The following is a 22,937-nucleotide window of genomic DNA, read 5'->3' as shown; positions in this document are numbered from 1 at the left end:
GCGCGCCACGCTACCCGGCCGGGCCGGGGAAGCGGGGTCCGGCCTCTTCTTTCTGCTCGGAGCCCTCAGACTCGCCCGTGGTGGTGAACTTGTCGAAGTAGATGTGCTCCTCGTCGACGCCCTTCATCTGCAACACCGGGATCGCCGCGTCGATCATCGGCGGCGGTCCGGCCAGGTACGCCTCGGTCCCGCCGAGGTCGCCTTCGAGACGCCCGACCACGTCCGTGATGACCCCCGTCTCGCCTTCCCAGTCCCCGTCTTCGTCGGGCTCGGAGAGGGCCGGCACGAACCGGAAGTCGGGCAGCTTCTGCTCCATCGCCGCCAGCTCGTCGAGAAAGAAGAGGTCCTTTTCGGTGCGGGCGCCGTAGTAGAAGGTGGCCTTGCGGTCGATGCTCTTCTCGACCATGTGGTTGAGGATCGACCATATCGGGGCCATCCCGGAACCGCCGCCGACGAACACGATGTCCGCCTCGGACTTCTCGTGCAGCATGAACATCCCGAACGGCACCTTTATCTTCATCTTGTCCCCGACCGACAGCTCCCCGTCAAGAAGCCCCGAGAACCGCCCGCCGGGGTAGATCTTGATTATGAACTCCGCCCGATCGTCGGAAGAAGGCGTATTCGCCATCGAGTAGGCCCGGTGCGTGTCCGTGCCGGGGATGTAGATCTCGGCGTACTGCCCGGGCTTGAAGTTCATCTCGGGCGGGTCGACGAGCTTCAAGACGAGCCGCTTTATGTCGTGGGTGAGATCCTCTATCTCCCCGACCTCGGCGAAGACGAGCTGGATCGGGATGCCCGTGTTGAGCATGTCCTCGTGGTAGCTGAGGAGCTCGACCTCGAGGTCGCTGTAGGCGTGGGACTTGCACAACAGCACGTAGCCCTCTTCTTCCTCCGTCTCGTTGAGGGCGAACGTGGAGAAGCGTCCCATCTCGAGGTCTCCGTCGAGCAGGAAGGACTTGCACGCCGAGCACTGACCCTCCTTGCAGCCGTGCATAAGCATGACGCCGTGGCGGAAGGCCGCGTCGAGGATCGTCTCCTCCTCGTCGACCTCTATCTCGACCCCGACCGGCTCGAAGCGAACCATGTGCTTCTCTCCCATAATGCCCTGACCAACTCCTCCGGTAAGCGGACGGCCGCGCCGCCCGTATGATCCGAAAACCCCTTCCTCGATATCGATCCTAAGCGCACAACACGGACCGGTCAAAATTGCGCCCCGCGATTCCTACCGCGTTGGAATGCGTGGACAATGAAGGGGCAAAACGGGGTCTTACGACAATGTTGGAAAGTGCCGTTTCGGCGCGAAAAAGGGAGCGGCCGAACCTCCGGCCGCTCCCTGCTTTGGGACGTCGTGGACGGTTAGTAGCTCGAGTTTATGGTGAAGCCTGCCTTGTACTCCGCCATGTGCTTCTCGCGCTCTTCGTCGGACATCTGGTTTAGGAGGACGTTCGGGCTCTGGAACTCGATGCCCTTCATCCTGTCGAGGGTCCACATCTTCTTCTCGTCGAATTGGACGTGGGGTTGGGGGACGAGGGTCTTGCCGTCGTCGCGGACGTAGCCCAGGTCCTTCTGGATGTCGGCGAGGTCCCAGCCGTGGTAGAGGGTCTCCCACTCGCGCTTGCCGGTCATCTTGCCCATCGACGGCGTCGGGCGGCCCTTGTACTCGTCGCGGAAGGCGACCGTGTCCGTCCAGTGGCAGTACTCGTGGCAGTAGGTGCGCCACTGGCCGTCGACGTAATCCATCACCGTGTCTTCACGGATCAGGCACGGCACCATGCAGCTCCAGCAGCGGTGCGGGTAGACGTAGCCCGTGTTCTCGAAGGCTATCGGCTTGTGGCCGTTTGGCTCGGAGAGGGACCGGTAGTGCTCCCACCACACCCCGAACTCGTCGTACCAGCCCGGGTACTTGTGCTCGAACCACTCGAAGTCCTCGTCCGTCATCGGGTCGATGCGCCAGTAGTTGACCGGCCAGCCCGTCGCGAAGAACTGGGCGACGCGGTGGACGTAGCCCTTGTTCCAGATCCTATCCCAGGACTCCTCGATCACGTCGTGGGGCACCTTGAGGCCGTACTTCTCGAGCGGTACCAGGTAGCTGCGGTAGTAGTCGTCATAGTACCAGCGGCGCCACATCTCGGCGTAGGACTCGCGGTCCTTGCGCCTATCCTTCGTCCCGTACTCGATAAACGTGCCGATGGCCGCGTCGACGACGGCGTGCTGGTTCCAGAGCGAGTAGATCAGGTCGCGCTCTATAAGATCCTTGTTCTCGTCGTTCGCCAGCGCCATCAAGAGCGTCCCGTACCCATTGTTCATGTGCCTAGACTCGTCGGACTGGACCGAGAGGAACACGGTCGGTAGCAGGTAGTCGCCGTTCGCGGCGGCCTCCGAAGGCATGGCGACGAAGAGGGTGTTGGTGAACGCGGTCTCGGCGACTACCTGCAAATATATGTTGCAGGCGGTGATCGCGTCGCCCGTTATGAAGCCCTCGCCGAACTGGCGGCCGATGGTGCCGGCGTAGTTGTTGGAGAAGGCCTTCTCGGTGATGTCGAAGCCGGCGGGGTCGATGTAATTCTTCATGTACTCGCGCTTGAGGTTCATCTGGATCGTCGAGTGGCGCACCTCGTCGATCATCTGGAACGCGAGCCCGTTGTGGATCTCGGGGTTCGGCACGGCCTCCGTCAGCAGCGGCATCGCCCTTGCCGCGGAGATCTCGGGGAAGGGGATGATGGAGAGGAAGAGCTTCTGCCACTCCATCCACCTGGGCTGCACCTGGCGCCACATGTTCCCACGGACCGCGCCGTCGATGGCGCCGTATACCCTGTGGTCCTTCTCCTCTTGCATGGTGAAGTAGGACTGCATTACCTGCTTCATCGGGTCCTTCTGCGAACCCTTGTTCAACACGTAATCGGTCTTGTACTTCGGGTCCTTCTCGACGAAGGTCGGCTCCCAGGAGAGCTCCTGGATCTTCTTGTGCGCCTTGGTTACGCTTCTTCGGGCCACGTAGAATGACTCCTTTCTAGAGTCCGGCTACCAAACGTACTTACCGGCAGTGTTCTTCCCGGCACCTCCTCCGATTTCCCGACGATATTTCCTCGCAAGCTCCCTTTCTTACAAGGCCATCATATGCCCGGCGTCCGGCCCGGCAAAGGCCGCCGGGCCATTTTTCCAACAATGTGAGAAAATTCACATGCAAAGCGCTGGTGGGCTTGCGCGTGGAAGCGTATGTTACAAAATCAGGGTCCGGGAAAGGCAACCACCGCGCCTCACGAGAGGGGCGCGAGATCGGGGTGACCGTCAATGAGGCGGCATTTTTCTGAGAAGACAAACGGCGTAGCGCCAAGCGGCGTAGCGCCGGCGCGGGAGATCGAGACCGGACCCAAATTCAGGAGCGTCAGGCGGGTCTTCAAGATCATAGACCTCGTCGGCAGGCGCGGGGAGGATCTGACGGCCAAGCAGTTGGCGCGCGAGGTGGATACGAGCCTCTCCAACTGCTACTACCTGCTCCACATCCTCGCGGAAGAGGGGTATGTGGAGAAAGTACCCAAGAACGGCGGCTACAGGCTCGGCCCCGCCGTCGCGATGCTCAAGCAGAACGCGCGCAGCGACCTCGACGCCACGATCGAGCCGGTAGTGGCGGAGCTCGCCCAGCGGACTAGCAGGAACGTCTACGCGGCGGTCCTCTCCGACGGTGAGGTTACCGTGACCCAGGTCAAGGCGCCGCCCGACGGGCCTCCGGTCGGGGTGGTGCCTGGGTTCCACGGGGCCACGCACGCGCTCGCGCTCGGGAAGGTGCTGCTCGCCGGCAAGGGGTCGGGGTACGTGGACGACTACGTCGATGATCACGGGCTCGAGGCGTTTACGCCGAGGACCATAACCCAGCCGGCGCTGTTGCACGCGCAGCTCAACAAGGCGCGGATGGTGGGGCTCGCCACGGACTTCGAGGAGTTCGCGCTGAACCTGTGTTGCGTGGCGGCGCCCGTGATGGACGAGAACGGCAAGGTCGAGGGGGCGATCGGGCTATCCACGACGCCGCGGCGCATTCGGGAGGAGGGGCAGAGGCACCTGATCGAGCTGGTGCAGTGGGCCGGACGGGAGGCGTCGGCGCTGATCCAGAACGGGCGGTAGAGGGACGGGATCAAGGGACGAGAGGGGAACGGTTTGCCCAGGTTAGAGGTCGAAGGCGCCGCGCCGGTCGAGGTAGAGGACGGCAAGCGGCTGGTCCTCGCCATCGAGGAGGACGCGGGCGTGGACATCCAGCACCAGTGCGGGAGCTACGCGCACTGCACGACGTGCCGGGTGACGTTTCTGGAGGGGGAGCCGGAGGACATGACGCAGGCCGAGATGCTGGCCCTGCAGATGCGGGACCTCCTGGAGAAGCAGCGGCTGTCGTGCCAGATCCTTTGCGAAGAAGACATGAAGCTGCGCGTGGGATTGACCGTGAGCGGTAGCAAGGCCAACTCCGCGGGAGGAAAGCCGGAAGAGGAGATCACGCCCGAGCCCGTCTGGATCGAGCGGCCTTACTAGAAAGGGAGGCGTGCAGTGAAAGCGTTGGTCTACCACGGTCCGGCCGAGAAGCGCTGGGAGTCGAAGGGGGACCCCGGGATCGAGCACCCCACGGACGCCGTAGTGAGGATAGACACCACCACCATCTGCGGCACCGACCTGCACATCCTCAAGGGCGACGTCCCGACGGTGACGGAGGGCCGTACTCTGGGCCACGAGGCGGTCGGAACGATAGTCGAGGCCGGGACGGGCGTGGTGGACGTCCGGGAGGGAGACCGGGTGCTCGTCTCGTGCATCTCGGCCTGCGGGCGTTGCGAGTACTGCCGGCGGGGCTTGCAGAGCCAGTGCACGAGCGGGGGAGGTTGGATCCTGGGCCACCTCGTAGACGGGACGCAGGCCCAGTACACGCGGACCCCCTTCGCCGACACCAGCCTCTACAAGGTGCCGGAGAACCTCACCGACGAGCAGGTGCTGTTTTTGGCGGACATACTGCCCACGGGGTTCGAGATCGGGGTGAAGAACGGACGCGTGAAGCCGGGCGACACGGTGGTCGTGGTCGGCGCCGGCCCGGTTGGGCTCGCTGCCATCATGACCGCCCGCCTCTACGGGCCGGGCAGGATCGTCGCCATAGACCTCGACGAGTCGCGGCTGGAGCGCGCCAGGGAGTTCGGCGCGGACGCGACCATCAACAGCTCGTCGCGGGAGCCGGTGGGGGAGGTAGAGGAGATCACCGGCGGGGTCGGCGCCGACGTGGTGATGGAGGCGGTCGGAATCCCCGAGACCTTCGAGTTGTGCTGCGAGCTGGTGCGCCCCGGGGGCACGGTCGCGAACATCGGGGTCCACGGCAAACCGGCGACGCTGCACTTGGAGACGCTCTGGATCAAGAGCGTAACCATAACGACGGGGCTTGTAGACGCGGCCTCGACGCCAACGCTCCTCAAGCTGGTAGCCGAGGGCCGCCTGGACCCGACCCCCTTCGCCACCCACCGCTTCGGCCTGGACGGGATCATGGACGCCTACGACGTGTTCTCCGACGCCGCCAGGACCAACGCGCTGAAGGTCGTCCTCTCGGCCTCGTGAGGGACGCAAGAAACCGGTAAAGCGGTGCCAGAGCCAAGGCTACGGAAGGAGAACATGGACAACGCCAGTCAAGCACCGGCGAAGAGCCCGGTGATCTCGGAGTGGGTGGGGTACTGGGTCTTCGTCTCCTACATGGCGGGCCCGAACCTGGACGCCGACGAGCCGGCCAAGCCGGTCAGGGACAGGCCCGAGGCCGTGACCGCCTCTTTTCTGCTAGAAGATTACGGGGATCTCGGCATCGAGGTGAAGCGCAATCCTACGGACCCGACGATCTTCATGTCCTGGGGGGCCGTGCTCTACGTGCAGGGGCCGCCGCCCGAGGTGCGCAAGCAGATCGACCTCGAAAACGCCAAGCAGGCGAAGGGAAACGGCGGCAAGTAACGGGCACGTCCACGAAACAGTAAGGAGAACGCTGATGCAAGAGAACGGTGGAAGGCCTTTGACTGCGGTCTTCGCGTCGCCAGGCAAGTACATCCAGGGCGCGGGCGCCGTAGGGAAGATCGGGGAGGTGCTGGAGCAGCTCGGGTCGCAGAAGCCCCTGATCCTGGCCGACCCGGTAGTGGATGAGATCATGGGCGGCACGCTCGACGACATTTCCGGCGCCACGCGAACCACGTTCGGCGGCGAGTGCTCGCCCGAGGAGATAGACCGGGTCGCCGCGGCCGCCTCGGAGAACGGCGCGGACGCGGTCGTCGGCATCGGCGGCGGCAAGACGATGGATACGGCGAAGGCGGTGGCCCACCCGGCCGGCTTGCCGCTCGTCATCGTCCCCACCATAGCCTCGACCGACGCCCCGACGAGCGCGGTCTCCGTCGTCTACGAGGCGGACGGCTCCTTCAAGGAGTACCGCTTCTTCGGCAAGAACCCGACGGCGGTCGTCGTAGACACCGTGGTCATAGCCCATGCACCCGTCCGCTTCCTGGTGGCCGGCATCGGGGACGGCCTCAGCACCTACTTCGAGGCCGACGCCTCATCGCGTACCCGCAAGCAGACGATGGCGGGCGGCGCCCCGACGCTCGCGGCCCTGTCCATAGCCCGCCTCTGCTACGATACCCTCCTCGAACACGGCCTCGCGGCCCGTCTCGCCGTCGAGAAGCAGGCCGTGACCCCGGCCGTCGAGAAGGTGGTCGAGGCGAACACCCTGCTCTCCGGGCTCGGCTTCGAGTCGGGCGGGCTTGGGGCCGCGCATTCTATACACAACGGCCTTACCGCGCTCGAAGGCACGCACCACTACTGGCACGGGGAGAAGGTCGCGTTCGGGGTGATCTCCATGATTATGCTGGAGGAACGCCCGGCCGAGGTCCTGGCCGAGGTAGTCGACTTCTGCCTGGAAGTCGGCCTCCCCGTCACCCTCGAAGACATTGGCCTCGACGACGTGACCCGCGAGGACCTCGAAAAAGTCGCCGAGGCCGCGTGCATCGAGGGCGAGACGATCCACAACATGCCCTTCGAGGTCCACCCGGCGATGGTAGTCGACGCCATGATCGCCGCCGACGCCTACGGACATCAACGCCGGGCGTTGCTCGCCGGCGAAGCGGCTCTGCCGGAGGTGGCGCACTGAGGCTGGTGTATGGGCGGTTCTGGTAGGGGCGTTTCGCGAAACGCCCCTACGATCGCGCGTTTCAGGCGGATCCGTTTAGCCTTTGTTTCGTCTCTTCGACGTCCATGCCGGAGAGGCGGAGGAGGTTTTCGCCGAGGATCTTGCGTTTCGCAGTCTCGGTGAGCTGCGGGTAGCCGTAGCCGTCGACCATGTCCTGGGGGATCTCGAAGTTCCAGAAGGCGTCGAGCGCCCATTTGGGGTGCCAGATCGGGGCCTCCGAGCCGTAGATGATCTTGTCCTCCCCGCACCAGAACATCAGCTTGCCGATCCACTCGGCGAACTGCCTCGGTGAGCGGACCACGAAGTTGACGGTGGCCGCGATGGAGGCGTAGAGGTTCGGGTAGCGCACGAGCTGCCAGCAAGTCTCGTCTATAAACGGTAGCCCGACGTGGAAGATGACGAAGTTTATGTCGGGGAAGTTGGCCGCCGCCCCGTCCATGTCCCACGTCTGCGTCGCCTCTATCGGCTGTGGACCCAGAGGCACGCCCTTGTGGACCCCGATGAGGTCTATCCCAAGCTCCCGCGCCTTCTCGTAGACCGGGAACGCGACCTGCGGGTCGTCCATCCGCCAGGGGAAGGGCTTGCCGTAGTCGTAGCGGACGTTATAGAACTTGAAAGCCCTGGCCCCGTACTCTTTGACTTGTACCTCCATCTGGTCCAGGGCCTTCCTGCCTTCGAGCGGGTTTACGGTGCCCCAGAAGACCGTCCTGTCGGGGTTCTCCCGCGTAAGGTCCACGCACCGCTCCCAGGGGGAGAGGCCGTCGTGGAAGAGGTCCGTCAGCGGCAGCGGCATGGCGACAAGCATGTCGGTGTCCGATTCGTCGAAGACCATGCGGCTGATCTCCGCGGTGCTCCACTCCTTGAGGAACGCCTCCGGCGGCAGCTTCGGCTCGGCCTCCGGCGTCAGGACGTTGTGGAAGGCGAAAAGGTGCTGGCGGAACAACTCGCCAGCGTCGCCGAGGACGTTCGAAGGGTCGAAGTTGAAGGGGTGTGCAACGCAGTCGAAGACGAGCACGTCGTCCCGGATCATCGGCCCTCTCCTCTCAACCGCGCCCGGCGCAGCGGCTCCAACTGCTCCAGCGGCAGCCGCAGCTTCTCGCGGGCCCCGGCGCTCATTCTCTCGGGCGTCCACGCAGGGTCCCACACGACTTCGACGTCCACCTCGCCGACGCCCGGCACCGCCCCTACTTCCTCTTTCACCATCTCCAACAAACGGGCCGCAAACGGGCACCAGCCCGAGGTCAGGACCAGGGCCACTCTCACCGAACCGTCCCCGATCTCGATAGACTCGACGAGGCCCATGTCCACCACGCTGATCCCACGCTCCCGGCAACACGGGTCGTAGCAGTTGCCGAGGGCGCGGATCACAGCCTCCCGACCCAAAACGGACCCCTCGAACACCCCGGCGACCCTCTCCACACCCTCTCCTCTCCAGACGCACCGCACCCGTAAAGAACAGAAGTAACATGGTACGCCCGCGTGCCATCCGCGTCAACGAGAGTCAGATGAAAGCCGGCTCTCCCTGCGATATACTCACGCACCGCAGCAGGCCGACGTAGCTCAGCTGGTAGAGCAGCTCACTCGTAATGAGCAGGTCAGCGGTTCGAGTCCGCTCGTCGGCTCTCTCTTTTTTCGACTATTTGCAGGTGTCTTGTGGATGGCCGTCCGTTGCGCGGCGAAGGCGTCGGCGCGCAACGTGTCAGCAGTAGGAATCGTGAAGGGGCTGTGTTGTTGCCAACACCTCGGCCGTTGGAGGTAGCACACAAGATGGTCCACGACCGAGCCGACTAGCTCCATCCTGGCGCCTCCCTGGCAAGCGGGTTATAAGCCCTCGGCCCAGGCGTTTCATTACCCTGCGGAGCGGTCTGAGTGAGCGCTCCGCAGAGGTTCTCATAGATCACAATTATTGTACCGGGAGGTCAGGTGGTTAGGTATCCCCCGAAGGGTGGATCGGGGGTGGAGATCGTTCGCCCGGACGGTTCGGGGTGTTCGAGCCTACGGAACCTGGCTAGAGGAGGTCCACCTCTCTGGCGCGGGCTATAGCCTGGGTGCGGCTGCGCGCCCCCAGCTTGCGGTAGAGGCGGTTAATGTGCGTCTTGACGGTGCCCTTCGAGACGAAGAGCTTGCCTGCGATCTCTTGGTTGGAGTTGCCCGCGGAGATCAAGGCGAGCACTTCCAGCTCTCGCTTGCTCAATGGCTGGGGGAGCTTCTCGTCGGCAGACGGCGCCGTGGCCTCTCGTGCAACGGCCGCCAGAAGCCTTGCGAGGTATGGGACCGAGATCCGGCCTACGGCCCAGAGGCGGCCCCACTGCCGAGCCTCCAAGGTCGCCGAGAGGAGGTCTCCCATCGGAGCCCCCTCGTCGACGAAGGTTCGGACGTAGCCTTCCGGTTCCGCCAGGGTGAGGGCTCCTGCCAGGGTGCTCACGGCCCGCTCTTTCTTGCTCCCCGCCCACAGCGCCAGTCCCTGCAAAGCCAGGATCTCTATGAGGTCGCCCGTTCGCCCCGCCGCCTCCACCGTTTCGGCCAGCTCCTCCAGTAGCGGCAGCGCATCGCGGTGCCGACCCTGGGCGTGGAATAGCCTCGCCGAGGTTAGCCGGTCCACCGCCCGCGCGGCCTCCGCGGCGGCCGCGTTTTCGGCTCGCTCTTGCTTGAAGGTCACCGCTTCCGCTAGATCCCCTCGGGCCAGGCGTAGCCTCGTCATCCAGGCTAAGGCGATGGCGATCTGCAGATCGGTGCGGGAGTCGCGGGCGACGCGCTCCGCCTGGCGGGCCCTTTCGAGTGCCCCCCCCTCGTCCCCCCGCACCCGCTTCACCTGTGAGGAGGTGACGTAGGCCCAGACCAGGGTGCCAACGTCCCCGGTGCGTTCGGCCAGTTCCACGCCCCTCTCCACCTCGCGCTCCGCCCCCTCCAGGTCGTCGTATTCGTAAAGGAGCGCGCCCATCCCTACGTGGACGATCCCCGCGGCGGGCGACAGCTCGAAGCCCCCCTCCGCCAGCAGCCGCAGCACCCGCCGGAATGCCTGGTCCGCTTCCCGCAGGCGGCCCTGCTCCGCCCGCACCCTGGCGTGCATCACCATGCCCGCGAGCCTGCCGTAGGCGTGGCGCGCGGCCCGGTCGGTCTCGGCGGCCTCCACGTAGGCCTCGCCCGCCGCCGCCAGATCGCCCGTGGCCCTGAGCGCGTCCCCCAGGCGGACGGCGGCGTAGTTGCGGACGTGCCCCTCTCCCTCGGGCAGGAGCGAGAGGGCCCGCCGGGCGAGCTCGACGGCTTCGGGCGCGTCCCCCCGGAGGCGGGCGATCCAGGACCGCACGGTCGAGGCGAACCCCAACAGAAACCGGCCGTTCTCCCCGTCGGTAGCCTCGCTGGCCGCCCGCTCCGCCTCTTTGAGGAGGGGTTCGGCGTCGTCCGGCCGGCCGGTGATCACCAGTGCGACCGCGTGCTCGACGAACAGCCGGGGCCTCAGACGCTTGGCTTCGGTCGGCAACGCCTCCAGCCAACGCAGCGCGGTGGCGCCCTCGCCGCGCTCCACCACCCCTTCGACGCCTTCCTCGAGCAGCCTCGCCGCGAGCCCGTGGTCGGGGGCGGCGAGCGCGTGACCTATCGCCTCGGCAAGGTGCCCGTTCTCCTCGTGCCAGCTGGAGGCCCGCAGGTGTAGCTCGCCCGCGCTCTCGTGGCCCAAGCGGCCTCGCAGGAAGTCCCGGAAGAGGTGGTGGTAGCGGTACCACCCGCGCACGTCGTCCAGGGCGACGACGAAAAGGTTCTCCCGCTCCAGCCCCTCCAGCGTCTCCTGTCCGTCGTCGCGGCCGGTGAGGGCGTTGCACAAGGGCGCGCTCATGCGTTCGAGCACGGAGGTCTCGAGCAAGAACTCCCTCACGTCCTCCGGCTGGCGTTCGAGGACCTCGTCGGAGAGAAAATCCAGCACGTGGCGGTTGCTGCCGGAGAAGGACTCGACGAATCTCGAGACGTCCTCGCGGTCTCTCATCGAGAGCGCGGCGAGCTGGAGGGCGGCGGCCCAACCCTCCGTGATCCCTTCGAGCGCTGCGATGTCCTCCGCCGAGAGAGAGAGCCCCATTACGTCTCCCAAGAAGGCGGCGGCTTCGTCGGAGGTGAAGCGCAGGGCGGCGGCCTTGATCTCGGTCACCTCATCCCTGGCCCTGAGTCTCGGGAGGGGGAGGGGAGGATCGGTGCGCGTAGCGATCACGAGGCGTACGTTCTCGGGCAGATGCTCCAGGAAGAACGAAACGGCTTCGTGGATGGGCCTCGCGCCGATCAGGTGGTAATCGTCGAGGAACACCGTGACCTCTCGCCCAGTCCCGTCTAGCTCGTTGATAAGGGCTTCGACCAAGGTCTCGGGGGGCGGTGGTTCCGGCAAGCCTAGCAGGGCCAAGACCCCCTCCCCGATGCCCTCCGCGACGTTCTGGAGCGCGCCCACCAGGTAGGAGAGGAAGCGCGCAGGGTCGTTGTCCGACTCGTCCAGGGAGAGCCAGACGACGGACCTTCCGTTGCCCGAACGCTTCACGAGCCATTCGGCCAACAGAGTGGTCTTCCCGAAGCCCGCCGGGGCGGAGACCAGCGCCAGCTTACGCCCCCCGCCCTGGTCGAGGAGCTCGTGCAGGCGCGGCCGCTGCACCAGGTTCGGGCGCGTCCTGGGGACGCGCAGCTTGGTAGTCACGAGCGTCTGGGGCACGGCGGTTGCTCCGGCTGGGGGATCCTGGAGCCCAAGCTTACTACGGGGATCGGGCGCGGCCAAGCCGCGCTCCTTTGCAATTATCAACCCCCCGCTCAACCTTTTGGACGACGTCGTGACATACGCCCCGGGGGTATGCTGATTGCCAGCAACCGGAGATGAGAGCGTCTGGACAAGGAGACGAGAGAAAGGAGACGGCGATGAACCTTAACCGCACCGAATCGACCGAAGCGGCGAGCAATGCGGGGATGGGCGAAGCGTTGGAGCCTACGGGCACGGTATCACCGAGAGAGGCCGGGCGGGCTCGCCGCCGCCTGGTTTTGGGCTGGCGCTTCGCGCGCCACCTCTTGGAGATGGTGGTCGCGATGATGGCCGGGATGGCGGTCCTCGGCGTGGCGCTCGCGGCGTTGGGCGAACCACCCGGCTATGCCAACCTGCTCATCGAGTACGGCGTGATGGGCGTCTCCATGTCCGTGCCGATGGTGGCCTGGATGCGTTACCGTGGCCACTCCTGGTCGGACGGTGGGGAGATGGCCGCGGCGATGCTCCTCCCGATGTTCGCGCTGGTTGTGCCGGTGGAGTTGGGCGTGTCGAAGTACGTGCCGGGACTCTCCGAAGACTCGCTCATGATGCTCTCCCACGTGGCGATGATCGGCGGCATGGTCGTCCTGATGACCTACCGCTTCGAGCGCTACGCGTATGCGGCGCACGGCCACCGCACAGAACAAGGAACGGAGCAAAGATTATGACCGACAAGCATACCTTCGTGAACGAGGGCCGCGATCGGGCCGCAGACCGCCGCTCGCCGCAGGCCCACCGTGGCTGGACGGGGTTACTGGCGCACCGCTGGCCGACCGCTCTGGGCGTCGCGGTCGCGGCGCTGACCGTGTTCGACCTGCGAGGTGGCACCGAGCTTGCGGCGCTCACCATGCTCATGTCGGTGGTGTATCTCGGCGCCGCGGCCCTGGATCGGCGGCGGTTCGCCTGGGTGGTCCTCCTCGCCGGGGTGGCGGTTCTGGCCTTCGTCCCTACGAGTTCGGAGGTCGCCCTTTCGGTTGGTTTTCTCGCCGCCGCGCTCGTCTTTTTCGTCGTGGGAGCGGCCCGCGGAGGGTTGCGAAAGCCTGGCGGTCTCGCGCTCCAGAGCGTCGGGGTGCTCGCCTTCGGCTCGATCGTGCTGGCGGCTCTCTACGTGGATCCGGACCTGGGCGGGTTCCTCGTGGCCTTCGCCCTCCTCGGCCACGCCGCCTGGGACGTTTTTCATTACGCGCGAGACAAGGTGGTCGCGCGTTCGTACGCGGAGTGGTGCGCCGTTGTAGACCTCCTCGCCGGCGCGGCCGTCCTCTTCGTCCTCTTCACGACTTAGCCCCGTGGGAAACGCGACGTTACGAGGCGCGGCGTGAGCTCGGGACGGAGAACCGGCGTTTCCCCGGCAGAAAGACCGTCGAGGTCGGCCGGGTGGTCGGCAGCGTGGGCCGGTGGCGGGAGTTCGACGCGGGGTTCATGCCCAGGCGGGCGAGCGCGGAGCGGTGGAAGCGGGTGGACCTCGCGTTCCGGCGCGGGGAGGAGCTGCCGTCGGTGAGCCTGTACAAGATCGGTCAGGACTACTTCGTCCACGACGGCAACCACCGGGTGAGCGTGGCACGCTTCTTGGGGACGGAGATGATCGACGCCGAGGTTCCCGAGTTCTTCCCCTCCCGAACCATCAATTGGGAGCCGGCGGCATAGCTTGGGGCGGCTCGACCCGCCCGGAAAGGAATACACGCGCGTGGAGATTCTGTTAGTTCTCTTGGCCTCATTCGTCCTCCTGCGGGCGGCGGGTTACCTCGGGGTCGGATGGCTCTCCTCCTGGAGGAGCGCCGGGCTCGGGGCACTGGCGATCATGTTCCTGGTCACCAGCACCGCACATTTCAACGCGATGAAGCACGACCTCGCGGCGATGATGCCCGAGCCCCTGTCCGACGGACTCCGGATCATCCACCTGACCGGGCTCTTCGAGATCGCGGGCGCCATCGGGCTGCTCGTGCCCCGAATCCGCAGGCTCGCGGGCATCTGTCTGGTGCTCCTCATGGTCGCGGTGTTTCCGGCCAACGTGAACGCGGCGCTCAACGGCATCCCGCTCGGCGGCGAGCCACCGACCCCGCTGTGGCTCAGGACGCCGATGCAGCTCCTCTTCATCGCGATGGTCTGGTGGACCGCCATAAAGAAGCGCCCAGAAGAGCCACAAAGGCAACCCACCCTGGCTGGCGGGCGCGTAGATGGCGTCGGTCAGGCGGACGTCGAGGTCGACACCGATGCGGGGACTAGGCGCCAGGAACGGCCAGAGTTCGAACGGGGCGGAAGGAGTTGAGCGAGAAGTGAGAGCACCACAGCAAACCTAGCCACGGCCCGCGCTGCACATACAAGTGATTCGTCTGGCAGAAGTTCGGGCGGTCGGACGAAGCCGGCGGAGAAGAACGTCCGTAGCGCCGCAACGATCTAGAGACGAACCTGTTCCCGAAGAAGGAGTGACACGATGGCAGACCAATTTGACCCGGCGAACCCCACCGGATCCGTGCGCTACGTCGATCCGGAGGGGCTGCACAAGAACCCGGCCTTTACCAACGTGGTGGTCGTCGAAGGGCCCGCCAGGACGGTGTACGTCGGCGGGCAGAACGCCGTGGACTCCTCCGGCAACAAAGTCGGCAAGGGCGACATCGCCGCCCAGACGGAGCAGGTGCTTGCCAACGTGCGGGCGGCGCTCGCCGCCGGAGGCTCGGGGCCCGAGCACGTAATCAAGTGGAACCTGTTCGTGGTGGAGGGAGCATCCTTACAGGAGGGGTATTCTGCCTTCCAACGCGCGTGGATCGCCGCGCCGAACCCGCCGGGGATCACCATGGCTTTCGTCGCGGGGTTGGCGCACCCGGACTTTCTGGTGGAGATGGACGCCATCGCCGTCGTGCCCCAATGAGCGGAACGAGAGCACGACTCATCTGGCCCGCCGTGCTGGCCTGGCGCCTCAACCGCCCCCACCTCGCGGTACTCCCGTGTGACGAAGACTCCGCGGGCACTACTGACATTTGTCACGCCCACAACACGACGTTCGTCACTACCGGGCGTCGGCGGGCGGCCGTACACTCGCCCGTGCGCCGGTGGGCGGGTCCGCCGGGGTCTTTGCCCGGGAAGCGCTACTTTTCGGTTGATGCCCCCGCACACGGCCCGACGGCGGGTTTCGCGCCGGGAGCCGATCGAGGAGGCGAGCAGAAACCATGGCGGACAAGGACTGTCCGGACATCTCGGCAGGGGCGAGTTGCCCGGCGTTCGCGCGGCCGGGCGCAACCGGCGCGGGCCCCGGGCCGTGGTGAGGACGCGGCCTCTGGTCGTGGGAGGCGGCGTATTGCCGGGCAGCGGAAAGGCCCGACTCGGAAGGGGTGGTCGTGTTCACGGGGACGGACCCGTTGTTGCTGTTCTTGGGGACTTCGGCGCTGTTCATCGCCGCCCCGGCTCGGATGTGATCTACATAATCGCTCGGGGGGTGGCGCAGGGGCGCAGGGCCGCGCTGGTCTCGGCATTGGGGGTCTGCGTCGGCATGCTCGTCCACACGTCTTTCGCGGCGGCCGGGTTGTCCGCGCTCCTCGCCCGATCGGTGGTCGCTTTCCAGGTCGTGAAATACGCGGGTACGGCCTACCTGCTGTACCTTGGGGTCAAGACCCTGCTGGACGAGCGGGGGTTTGGCGCCACGCCGCAAGGCGCGCCGACGGTGGGGCTCAGGAAGACCTTCTTGCAGGGTGTTGCCACGAACGTCCTCAACCCCAAGGTGGCCCTGTTTTTCCTGGCGTTCCTGCCGCAGTTCTTCGACCCGACAAAGGGCGCCGCCTCTCAGTTGCTGGTGCTCGGGCTGCTGTTCGTGGCCGTCGGCGTCTGGGTGCTCTGCCACATGGCCTTCTTCGCGGGCACCATCGGGGAGCTGCTGGCGAAGAGGCGCGGCGGCGCCGAGGCCCTGCGGTGGACGATGGGGACGGTCCTCATCGCGCTCGGCATTCTCCTCGCCCTTCCGCAACACCCCCGACGGTTGCTCCGCCCCAGGACCGGCTCCGCCGACGCAAAGCAAACCGTGCACCGCGCCGAAAAGGACGATCGACGGGAGAAGGGTGAACGCGTCCGAGTAGTTGGCGCCGGACGGCGTCATGGAGGACCCGGGCAAGGAGGAGAAGATGCAGGGAAAAACTCAAATCCTGGCGAGGGCCGCGGTCTACCTGCTGGCCTTCGTGGTGCCGCCCGTGCTGGTCGGTGTCGTGGGAGTAAAGGCCGGCCTTGCCGACCGCTACGACGGACCGCCCGCCTCGGCGGAAGTCCAGGCGGAGGAGATACCCGCGCCTCCGGGGCACGACCCGGACAAGCCGACCGCCGTCGTGCTGCTCGGCAGCCGGGGTTCGGAGGTCACCGACGCGCTCGCGCCCTACGAGGTGCTCTCCGAGTCGGGTGCATTCAACGTCTACGCCGCGGCACCCGAACAACGACCTGCCACGCTAAGCGGCGGTCTCGACGTCCTGCCCCAGCTCACCCTCTCAGAGCTCGATAGGAGGCTCAAGGGCGAGGACCCGGACGTGATCGTGGTCCCCGCGATGTGGGACGTAGGCTCCGCAGAACATCGCCCCGTGGCCGGGTGGCTCAAGGAACACGCCGAAGGGACGGGCACGGTGATGTCCGTGTGCGACGGCGCCGAGGTCCTCGCCGACGCGGGACTGCTGGACGGACAGAGGGCGACGGCCAACTGGGCGAACATCTCCAGGTGGGAGCGACGCTACCCGGACGTGGAGTGGGTACGGGGGCTGCGCTACGTCGAGGACGGGAACGTCATGACGGCGGCCGGGGTCACCTCCGGGGTGAGCGCCACCCTGCGCGTGGTACGCGGCCACGTCGGCGAGGAGGCCGCGGCCGACCTTGCCCGGGAGATCGGATACCCCGACCGCAGGATCGGCGACGAGCCGCGGATCGAGGCCGACCGCCTGACGGTTAGCGACAGGGCGCTCTACGTGCTCTCGGGCGCCTACGGGTGGGGCAAGCCGAGGGTCGGCGTGGTCCTCGATGAGGGGATCTCGGAGATCGAGCTCGCCAGCGTCTTCGACGCCTACCCCGGACCGGCCTTCACCTCGAAAACCACTTCGCTTGCGTCCGACGGTTCCCGCTCGCCCGTGAGGAGCGAGCACGGCCTCCACTTCGTGCCCCGCCACGACCTCAAGAGCGCACCGCCTCTCGACCGGCTGCTCATCCCGGGACGCGACGCCGCTTCCGAGACGGACCCCGCCGTAAGCTCGTGGGCGCGGGAGAACGGCTTGAAGCCCGAGTACGTCCACGCGGACGCGCCGGCCGGCTTCCCGTTCGACGCGACGCTCCGCGACCTTGCCGAGTACGAGAACGCTCCGGTGGCAGAGTTCCTGGCGAGGCTTCTCGAGTACCCGACGGGACACCTCGAACTCTCAGGTGGCGGCTGGCCCTTCGCGAGACTGCTCCGGCCGCTCGCCGTGGGGCTCTTGGGTCTCGCGGTCCTCGTGGCGCTGGACCGTCTCGTCCTCAAGCCGGCGGCGAAGCTTCTCCGACGCCCTCCCAAAGGCACGAGCGCGTGAGCCGGCGATTTCCGAGGCACCGGATTCTACGGGTTGGCGAAGCACTGGGTCTTGAAGCCACCAACCTGGCGGAGACGAAATCACTCGAAAGAGGAGGCAAGAAAATGGAGAGGAACACGGACACCCCCGGCACCGGAACGGACGGGCCGACGGCATCCCCGGCGACGGGCGGCGCGGCGGAACTCGCGGGCACGGCTTCCCTAGAGACGGGAGGGCGGCTTCGCGATAGCTTCCTCTCGGGCTGGCGCTTTACGCGCCACCTCCTGGAGATGATCGTCGCGATGATGCTGGGGATGGGTCTCTTGGGTCTGGCACTGGCGGTGATGGGCGAACCCCCAGGCTACGCCAGCCTGTTCGTCCGGTACGGCCTGATGGGCGCGTTCATGGCCGCCCCGATGGTGGGGTGGATGCGTTTCAGGAACCACTCATGGCGTGATTGCGGGGAGATGACGGCCGCGATGGTCGTTCCGATGCTCGCCCCGGTGGCGTTGGTCCAGTTGGGCGTGGCGGTGCCCGGGCTCTCCGAAGGATCACTCATGATGCTCTCGCACGCGGCGATGATCGCCGGGATGGTCGCCCTGATGCTCTACCGCTTCGACCGCTACGCGCACGCGGATCACGAACGCCGCGCCCACGAGGGCCGTCGGACGTCCTAGGGCTAGCAAGCGACGGCGAAGACCGGACTCGGGTGGACCTGTGCGGGCCTGGATACGACGACACCATGGACCGCTACGACATAGCCGTCACGGGCGGCGCCAACAACCTGAGCGTGGACGAGTGGCGGGGCACGAAGGGATGGGGTTTGAGCGCGCCGGCATGAGGAGCGCGACAGAGAACGGAGGAGAGCATGACCAGCATCGAAGCCCCACACGCCCACGATCGCTGGAGAGACCTTCTAATGCACCGGTGGCCGACCGTGCTCGGCGTCGCGGTCGCGACCATGACCGCCCTGGACCTGGGGGCGGACGCCGGATTCGTCCCGCCCCTTCCGGTCCTCATCGTGCTCATGGCGCTCGTCTACGTGGGGGCCGCGGCCCTGGGACGGCGCCGCGCCTCCTGGGTCGTGCTCCTGGTCGCGCTGCCGGTGGCGTTCTTCCTCCCCCAGACATCCTGGGTCAATCCTCTGGTGGTCCTTCTCGCCGCCGCCGCTGCGTTCCTGGTCCTGGGCGTGGTCCGGGGACAACGACTCTCGGAGCCGGGCGGCCTCGCGCTCCAGGCCGCGGGCGTCCTCGTCTTCGGCGCGATCGCGCTGGCGGCCCTGTCCGCGGCCCCCGGAGCCGGGGTTTACCTCGTGGCGTTTGCCCTCTTCGGACACGCCGCCTGGGATACCTTCCACTACCTCAAAGACAGGGTGGTAACGCGCCCTTACGCGGAGTTCTGCGGCGTCCTGGATCTCGTGCTCGGCGTAGTCATCCTGGTCCTGGCGTAGCCCCGGACCGTGCCCCGATGACATTTGTCACCAGGAACTCACGACGAACCTCACTACCGGGCCGCCCCGTCCCGTTCCTACTATACGGGCACCTATACGTCTAAGGAGCAATTTTGACCGTGAGAGCGGATAGTACGGTGTCGAACACGGAAGGTCCCGGCACGATCATGGTCGAGGCGCGCGGACTGGAGAAGTCCTACCCAACTGGCGGAGCGACGGTCCGCGCGCTGCGGGGCGTGGACCTCGCCGTCCGGGGTGGGGAGATGGTGGCCATCATGGGGCCCTCCGGATGCGGCAAGACCACCCTCCTCAACGTCCTCTCGGGCCTGGACGGGTTCGACGCGGGCGAGGTCCTGATCGGGGGCGAGCCCATCTCCGGGATGTCCGACAGGAGGCGCACCCGCTTCAGGGCGGAGAGGATGGGCTTCGTCTTCCAGACCTACAACCTCATTCCCGTTCTCTCGGGCGCGGAGAACGTGGAGTTGCCGCTTCTCGTCGCCGGGGCGAAGCCGAAGGACGCGCGCCGCCGGGCTCTCGACGCCCTGGAGATGGTCGGCGTCCCCGAGCAGGCGAACAAGCGCCCGAACGAGATGAGCGGCGGCCAGCAGCAGAGGGTGACGGTGGCGCGCTCGCTGGTGAACGATCCGGCCATCGTGTGGGCCGACGAGCCCACCGGGGCGCTCGACTCGGAGACCTCCGAGGAGATCGTGGACCTGCTCGTGGGCCTCAACCGGGATCGTGGGCAGACGTTCGTGCTGGTCACACACGACGCCTCGGTGGCGAGGCGCGCCCACCGCACGGTCAGGATGCGCGACGGTGTTATCGTGGACGACGCGCCGAACGGTGCGGGTGATCGCGATGGATGAGCTCTTCGGCTTGCCTACGAGCCAACTCACGCTGGTCCTCCTCGCCGTCTTCATCGCGGGAGCCTTGATCCTCGCCCTCACGGCCGCGCGCGACAGGACCTCCTTGAGGATGGCCGCGAGGAACATCCCGCGCCGCAAGGCGCAGAGCGCCCTGATCGTTACGGGCCTCATGCTGGCGACGGTGCTCTTCTCGGCGGCTCTCACCACGGGCGACACCCTGACGGGCTCCTTGCGCGCCCAGGTCCTGGAGAACATCGGGCCGGTGGACGTGGTGGTGAGGGCGCAGCAGCCCGGGTCGGGCGGCGAGGTCGCGTTCGGTCCCGGCGCCGGGATCGCGCAACCGCCCGAACCACGCGAGCGCTACTTCGATGCGGGGCTGGCGGATAGGATCCGGGACCGCCTCGCGGGCGGGAACGTCGCTGGCGTCGTCCCACTCGCCAAAGAGACCGTACCCGTCACGGCCCCCAAGACGGACCTCTCGGAACCCCGCGTGGACGTGCTGGGCATGGCTGGGGATTCCATGAAGGGATTCGACAGGCTGACCACGGCCTCCGGCCGCACGCTCTCCGTGGACGATCTCGGAAAGAACGAGGTCTACGTTAGCCGGGAGGCGGCCGAGGGGCTCGACGTCAGCGTGGGGGACAGGGTTGAGGCTTCCCTGGCGCGGCCCGTAGCGCAGGCACCGAACGGGATGCGCCTGGAACGGCAAAGACCCCGCGGAAGACCGGAAGCCGGGAACCCTGCCGCGGGGTTCGAGGGTGGAGCCCGGCCCACCGGACAGAGGGATGAGCCTCGTGCCGCCGAGCCCGCGAGGGAGCCGCGTCCTCCCGAGTTGGAGATAGCCGGTATCTACGAGAGCGGGGCCAACCCCGCCTCCGAAACCTCGATGGTGATGCCGCTCGGGGAGCTGCAGAGGCTCGTTGGGGAGGAGGGCAGGGTCAACGAGGTCCTCGTCACGCACGGCGGACCCGCCGTGGAAGGCGGCGAGCGCACGAGCGCGACGGTGGACGAGATAAAACCCGTCCTCTCCGCGAACGACCTTGAGGCCGACCCGGTCAAGAAGGACGCTATAAACCAGGCGGACAGCCGGGGCGAAATCTTCTCCACCCTCTTCGTCCTCTTCGGGCAGTTCTCCGTGGCCGCGGGGATGCTCCTGATCTTCCTCATCTTCGTGATGCTGGCCGCCGAGCGCAAGCACGAGCTGGGCATCGCCCGCGCCGTCGGGATGCAGCGCGCCGCGCTGGTGCGCGCCTTCGCTTTCGAGGGCGCCCTGTACGCGCTCTTCGCCAGCGCCGTCGGCAGCGTCGCCGGGGTGGGGGTTGGCTGGATCATGGTCCGCTTTCTCGGCAGCGGGTTAGCCGGCAACCAGGACTTTCGGATCGTCTTCGCCGCGAGCCCCGAGAACGTCGTCCTGGCCTTCTGCATGGGGATGGTGCTCACGTTCACCGTCGTTCTCCTCTCGAGCTGGCGCGTCAGCCGCCTGAACGTGGTCCGCGCGATACGAGACATACCCGAGCCGGACAGGAAGGGCCGCACCACGGTGGGCGTGGTCATAGCTGTCCTGACGCCCATCGCGGGCGCCGTGGCGTTCTGGCAGGCGTTCGCGGCCCAGTTGGCGGCCCTCTACCTGGGCGGGCTCTCGCTGATCCTGATCGGGCTCGCCCTCCTGGCGCGGGTGCTGGGGTTGCCGGACCGCGTCGCTTTCAGCGCGTCCGGGATATTCCTGCTCGCCCTCTGGCTGACCCCGGCCTCGATCACGACGCCCGCCGGGATGGCGCGGGGGCCCGAGATGTTCTTCGTCTCCGGCATCGCCCTCGTGGTGGCGGGCGTGTGGCTCGTGGTCTTCAACGTCGACGTAATCCTGTGGCTGGTCGTGGGGGCGTTCGGACGAATCAGGGGCCTCCCCCCGGTCCTCAAGACTGCGGTGAAGTACCCGACCCAGAGCCTCTTCAGGACCGGGATGACGCTGGCGATGTTCATGCTCGTCGTCTTCACGCTGACGGCCATGAACTTCGTCCAGGCCGCCATGGGCGCCGCCTTCGGGATGCGCCGGAGCTCTCCGGCGGGTACGAGATCCAGGGCAACGCCGGCTACGCCGACCCCATCTCCGACATGGAGGCGACGGTCGAGGAAGCCGATGGGATAGACAAAGGCACGATCACGGCCGTGGGAGAGGTCTCCAACCTGCCCGCGGAGGTCAAGCAGGCTGGCTCGGACCGCAAACCCGAATCCCTCTACGTGCAGGGCGTGGACGAAGGCTACTCCGAGAGCGTCGGCTACGGTTTCCAGACCGCGGCGAAGGAATACGGTTCCTCCCGCGAGGTGTGGGATGCGCTGCACAAGGACGGGGACAAGGCGGTGATCGCTTCGGGCCTTGCCCCCGCGCGCAACGCGTCGACTTTCGGCGACGTTGAGCCGTCGCTGAAGCTCACGGGATTCTATGGCGACGACGCAAACCTGCCCGAAGACCTCACCCTGCGGGTCCAGGACCCCGCCTCGGGCACGACGAAAGAGCTGCGCGTGATCGGGGTGCTCGAAAGCTCCGCCTCCTTCGCCGGGCAGATCGTCACCTCTCAGGAGACGATCGACGAGTTGGCCGGACGCGCCGTCCCGCCCCAGACCTACTACTTCGGCCTGAGGGAGGGCGCGGACGCCGCAGCCGTGGCGAGGACGCTCGAAAAGGACTTCGCCGCGAGCGGCCTCCAGACGGAGGTGACGGCCGAGATGATCCGCGATAGCGATGCGACGCGGCGGATAGTCTTCCTGCTCCTGCGCGGCTTCATGGGGCTTGGCCTCGTGGTCGGCATCTGCGCTTTGGGCGTGATCGCCGCCCGCTCGGTGGTCGAGAGGCGCCAGCAGATAGGGATGATGCGTGCCTTGGGCTTCCAGAAGGGGCAGGTAAGGCTTGCGTTCCTGATCGAGTCGTCCTTCATCGCCCTGCTCGGACTCGGGGCCGGTGTGGGTTTGGGCCTGGGCTTCTCCGGCACGCTTATAGACAACATCCGCGAGGGTTTCCCCGGCATGGAGTACGTCGTGCCGTGGAGCGCCTTGCTGCTAGTGATCTTTACCGGCTACGCCGCCTCGCTGCTCACCACCTACCTGCCGGCTCGCAGGGCCTCCAGGGTCTATCCGGCGGAGGCGCTGCGCTATGAGTGATGGAGGCTTGATCCTCGACGGG

General features: G+C 66.7%; 22 protein-coding genes, 1 tRNA gene and 1 pseudogene. 19 read left to right on the top strand and 5 right to left on the bottom strand.

Annotated features, from left to right (window positions below; all coding sequences use genetic code 11):
- Positions 1-10: 10 nt before the first annotated feature.
- Positions 11-1,099 carry an NADH:ubiquinone reductase (Na(+)-transporting) subunit F gene (locus tag GBA63_RS12590; RefSeq protein WP_166176550.1) on the bottom strand — a complete coding sequence of 363 codons (1,089 nt, stop codon included), beginning with the start codon at positions 1,097-1,099 and terminating at the stop codon, positions 11-13.
- 257 nt (positions 1,100-1,356) lie between these two features.
- The gene (locus GBA63_RS12585; RefSeq protein ID WP_166176548.1) at positions 1,357-2,994 is read right to left on the bottom strand and encodes a ferritin family protein; all 1,638 of its coding nucleotides are present in this window, start codon (positions 2,992-2,994) and stop codon (positions 1,357-1,359) included.
- A gap of 297 nt (positions 2,995-3,291) precedes the next feature.
- Here GBA63_RS12585 and GBA63_RS12580 point away from each other — a divergent pair, with 297 nt between their 5' ends.
- The 5 genes from GBA63_RS12580 to GBA63_RS12560 are packed head-to-tail and all read left to right on the top strand — an operon-like array spanning position 3,292 to position 7,138.
- Positions 3,292-4,119 (top strand): IclR family transcriptional regulator, encoded by an 828-nt coding sequence (locus GBA63_RS12580; RefSeq protein WP_166176546.1) that lies wholly within the window; start codon positions 3,292-3,294, stop codon positions 4,117-4,119.
- Between the two features lie 33 nt (positions 4,120-4,152).
- A complete protein-coding gene (locus GBA63_RS12575) occupies positions 4,153-4,518 on the top strand; it encodes a 2Fe-2S iron-sulfur cluster-binding protein (protein WP_166176544.1) in 366 nt (121 codons plus the stop codon).
- 15 nt (positions 4,519-4,533) lie between these two features.
- Positions 4,534-5,577 (top strand): zinc-dependent alcohol dehydrogenase family protein, encoded by a 1,044-nt coding sequence (locus GBA63_RS12570; RefSeq protein ID WP_166176542.1) that lies wholly within the window; start codon positions 4,534-4,536, stop codon positions 5,575-5,577.
- Positions 5,578-5,631: 54 nt separating this feature from the next.
- On the top strand, positions 5,632-5,958 hold the full coding sequence (locus tag GBA63_RS12565; RefSeq protein WP_166176540.1) for a hypothetical protein: 327 nt from the start codon (positions 5,632-5,634) through the stop codon (positions 5,956-5,958).
- Positions 5,959-6,016: 58 nt separating this feature from the next.
- On the top strand, positions 6,017-7,138 hold the full coding sequence (locus GBA63_RS12560; RefSeq protein ID WP_407690846.1) for a glycerol dehydrogenase: 1,122 nt from the start codon (positions 6,017-6,019) through the stop codon (positions 7,136-7,138).
- 61 nt (positions 7,139-7,199) lie between these two features.
- Here the strand turns inward: GBA63_RS12560 and GBA63_RS12555 are convergent, their stop codons facing one another.
- Together GBA63_RS12555 and GBA63_RS12550 are read right to left on the bottom strand one after the other, a co-directional pair.
- Positions 7,200-8,204: an amidohydrolase family protein gene (locus GBA63_RS12555; RefSeq protein ID WP_166180140.1), complete on the bottom strand. Its 1,005-nt coding sequence runs from the start codon at positions 8,202-8,204 to the stop codon at positions 7,200-7,202.
- Positions 8,204-8,596 (bottom strand): metal-sulfur cluster assembly factor, encoded by a 393-nt coding sequence (locus GBA63_RS12550; protein ID WP_228282115.1) that lies wholly within the window; start codon positions 8,594-8,596, stop codon positions 8,204-8,206. Before GBA63_RS12550 ends, GBA63_RS12555 begins: the two co-directional genes overlap by 1 nt.
- Positions 8,597-8,726: 130 nt before the next feature.
- Between GBA63_RS12550 and GBA63_RS12545 the strand changes: the two genes are divergently transcribed.
- A tRNA-Thr gene (locus GBA63_RS12545) sits at positions 8,727-8,799 on the top strand.
- A 386-nt stretch (positions 8,800-9,185) separates the two neighbouring features.
- Here GBA63_RS12545 and GBA63_RS12540 read toward each other — a convergent pair.
- A complete protein-coding gene (locus GBA63_RS12540; protein WP_166176536.1) occupies positions 9,186-11,861 on the bottom strand; it encodes a LuxR C-terminal-related transcriptional regulator in 2,676 nt (891 codons plus the stop codon).
- Positions 11,862-12,061: 200 nt separating this feature from the next.
- Between GBA63_RS12540 and GBA63_RS12535 the strand changes: the two genes are divergently transcribed.
- The 13 genes and pseudogenes from GBA63_RS12535 (at position 12,062) to GBA63_RS12480 (ending at position 22,915) form a co-directional block, all read left to right on the top strand.
- Positions 12,062-12,610 (top strand): hypothetical protein, encoded by a 549-nt coding sequence (locus GBA63_RS12535; RefSeq protein WP_166176534.1) that lies wholly within the window; start codon positions 12,062-12,064, stop codon positions 12,608-12,610.
- Positions 12,607-13,224: a hypothetical protein gene (locus GBA63_RS12530; protein WP_166176532.1), complete on the top strand. Its 618-nt coding sequence runs from the start codon at positions 12,607-12,609 to the stop codon at positions 13,222-13,224. Before GBA63_RS12535 ends, GBA63_RS12530 begins: the two co-directional genes overlap by 4 nt.
- 92 nt (positions 13,225-13,316) lie before the next feature.
- The gene (locus GBA63_RS12525) at positions 13,317-13,586 is read left to right on the top strand and encodes a hypothetical protein (protein ID WP_166176530.1); all 270 of its coding nucleotides are present in this window, start codon (positions 13,317-13,319) and stop codon (positions 13,584-13,586) included.
- Positions 13,587-13,626: 40 nt separating this feature from the next.
- On the top strand, positions 13,627-14,208 hold the full coding sequence (locus GBA63_RS12520; protein WP_166176528.1) for a DoxX family protein: 582 nt from the start codon (positions 13,627-13,629) through the stop codon (positions 14,206-14,208).
- Between the two features lie 165 nt (positions 14,209-14,373).
- Positions 14,374-14,808, top strand: coding sequence for a RidA family protein (locus GBA63_RS12515; RefSeq protein WP_166176526.1), 435 nt, complete (start codon positions 14,374-14,376; stop codon positions 14,806-14,808).
- Between the two features lie 231 nt (positions 14,809-15,039).
- Positions 15,040-15,831, top strand: a pseudogene (locus GBA63_RS24430) (LysE family translocator); the annotation flags it as partial.
- A gap of 175 nt (positions 15,832-16,006) precedes the next feature.
- A complete protein-coding gene (locus GBA63_RS12505) occupies positions 16,007-17,464 on the top strand; it encodes a DJ-1/PfpI family protein (protein ID WP_228282114.1) in 1,458 nt (485 codons plus the stop codon).
- Between the two features lie 104 nt (positions 17,465-17,568).
- The gene (locus GBA63_RS12500; protein WP_166176522.1) at positions 17,569-18,120 is read left to right on the top strand and encodes a hypothetical protein; all 552 of its coding nucleotides are present in this window, start codon (positions 17,569-17,571) and stop codon (positions 18,118-18,120) included.
- 32 nt (positions 18,121-18,152) lie between these two features.
- The gene (locus tag GBA63_RS24020; RefSeq protein ID WP_266096270.1) at positions 18,153-18,284 is read left to right on the top strand and encodes a hypothetical protein; all 132 of its coding nucleotides are present in this window, start codon (positions 18,153-18,155) and stop codon (positions 18,282-18,284) included.
- Between the two features lie 27 nt (positions 18,285-18,311).
- A complete protein-coding gene (locus tag GBA63_RS12495; RefSeq protein WP_166176520.1) occupies positions 18,312-18,893 on the top strand; it encodes a hypothetical protein in 582 nt (193 codons plus the stop codon).
- Positions 18,894-19,030: 137 nt separating this feature from the next.
- Positions 19,031-19,759, top strand: a complete 729-nt coding sequence (locus tag GBA63_RS12490) for an ABC transporter ATP-binding protein (RefSeq protein ID WP_228282113.1) — start codon at positions 19,031-19,033, stop codon at positions 19,757-19,759.
- Positions 19,752-21,905, top strand: coding sequence for an FtsX-like permease family protein (locus GBA63_RS12485; protein ID WP_228282558.1), 2,154 nt, complete (start codon positions 19,752-19,754; stop codon positions 21,903-21,905). Before GBA63_RS12490 ends, GBA63_RS12485 begins: the two co-directional genes overlap by 8 nt.
- Positions 21,872-22,915 (top strand): ABC transporter permease, encoded by a 1,044-nt coding sequence (locus tag GBA63_RS12480; protein ID WP_166176516.1) that lies wholly within the window; start codon positions 21,872-21,874, stop codon positions 22,913-22,915. The genes GBA63_RS12485 and GBA63_RS12480 overlap by 34 nt, the downstream gene beginning before the upstream one ends.
- Positions 22,916-22,937: the final 22 nt, after the last annotated feature.

The organism is Rubrobacter tropicus (genome assembly GCF_011492945.1).
In the GTDB taxonomy this organism is placed as follows: Bacteria; Actinomycetota; Rubrobacteria; order Rubrobacterales; family Rubrobacteraceae; genus Rubrobacter_D; species Rubrobacter_D tropicus.
This window is presented reverse-complemented; position numbering and strand designations above follow the sequence as displayed.

What these genes read in the sequence shown, in the direction of transcription:
- GBA63_RS12590 (WP_166176550.1), bottom strand. Translation starts at nt 1,099, where the DNA reads ATGGGAGAGAAGCACATGGTTCGCTTCGAGCCGGTCGGGGTCGAGATA.
- GBA63_RS12580 (WP_166176546.1), top strand. Translation starts at nt 3,292, where the DNA reads ATGAGGCGGCATTTTTCTGAGAAGACAAACGGCGTAGCGCCAAGCGGC.
- GBA63_RS12565 (WP_166176540.1), top strand. Translation starts at nt 5,632, where the DNA reads ATGGACAACGCCAGTCAAGCACCGGCGAAGAGCCCGGTGATCTCGGAG.
- GBA63_RS12535 (WP_166176534.1), top strand. Translation starts at nt 12,062, where the DNA reads ATGAACCTTAACCGCACCGAATCGACCGAAGCGGCGAGCAATGCGGGG.
- GBA63_RS12530 (WP_166176532.1), top strand. Translation starts at nt 12,607, where the DNA reads ATGACCGACAAGCATACCTTCGTGAACGAGGGCCGCGATCGGGCCGCA.
- GBA63_RS12515 (WP_166176526.1), top strand. Translation starts at nt 14,374, where the DNA reads ATGGCAGACCAATTTGACCCGGCGAACCCCACCGGATCCGTGCGCTAC.
- GBA63_RS12500 (WP_166176522.1), top strand. Translation starts at nt 17,569, where the DNA reads ATGGAGAGGAACACGGACACCCCCGGCACCGGAACGGACGGGCCGACG.
- GBA63_RS12495 (WP_166176520.1), top strand. Translation starts at nt 18,312, where the DNA reads ATGACCAGCATCGAAGCCCCACACGCCCACGATCGCTGGAGAGACCTT.
- GBA63_RS12485 (WP_228282558.1), top strand. Translation starts at nt 19,752, where the DNA reads ATGGATGAGCTCTTCGGCTTGCCTACGAGCCAACTCACGCTGGTCCTC.
- GBA63_RS12480 (WP_166176516.1), top strand. Translation starts at nt 21,872, where the DNA reads ATGGAGGCGACGGTCGAGGAAGCCGATGGGATAGACAAAGGCACGATC.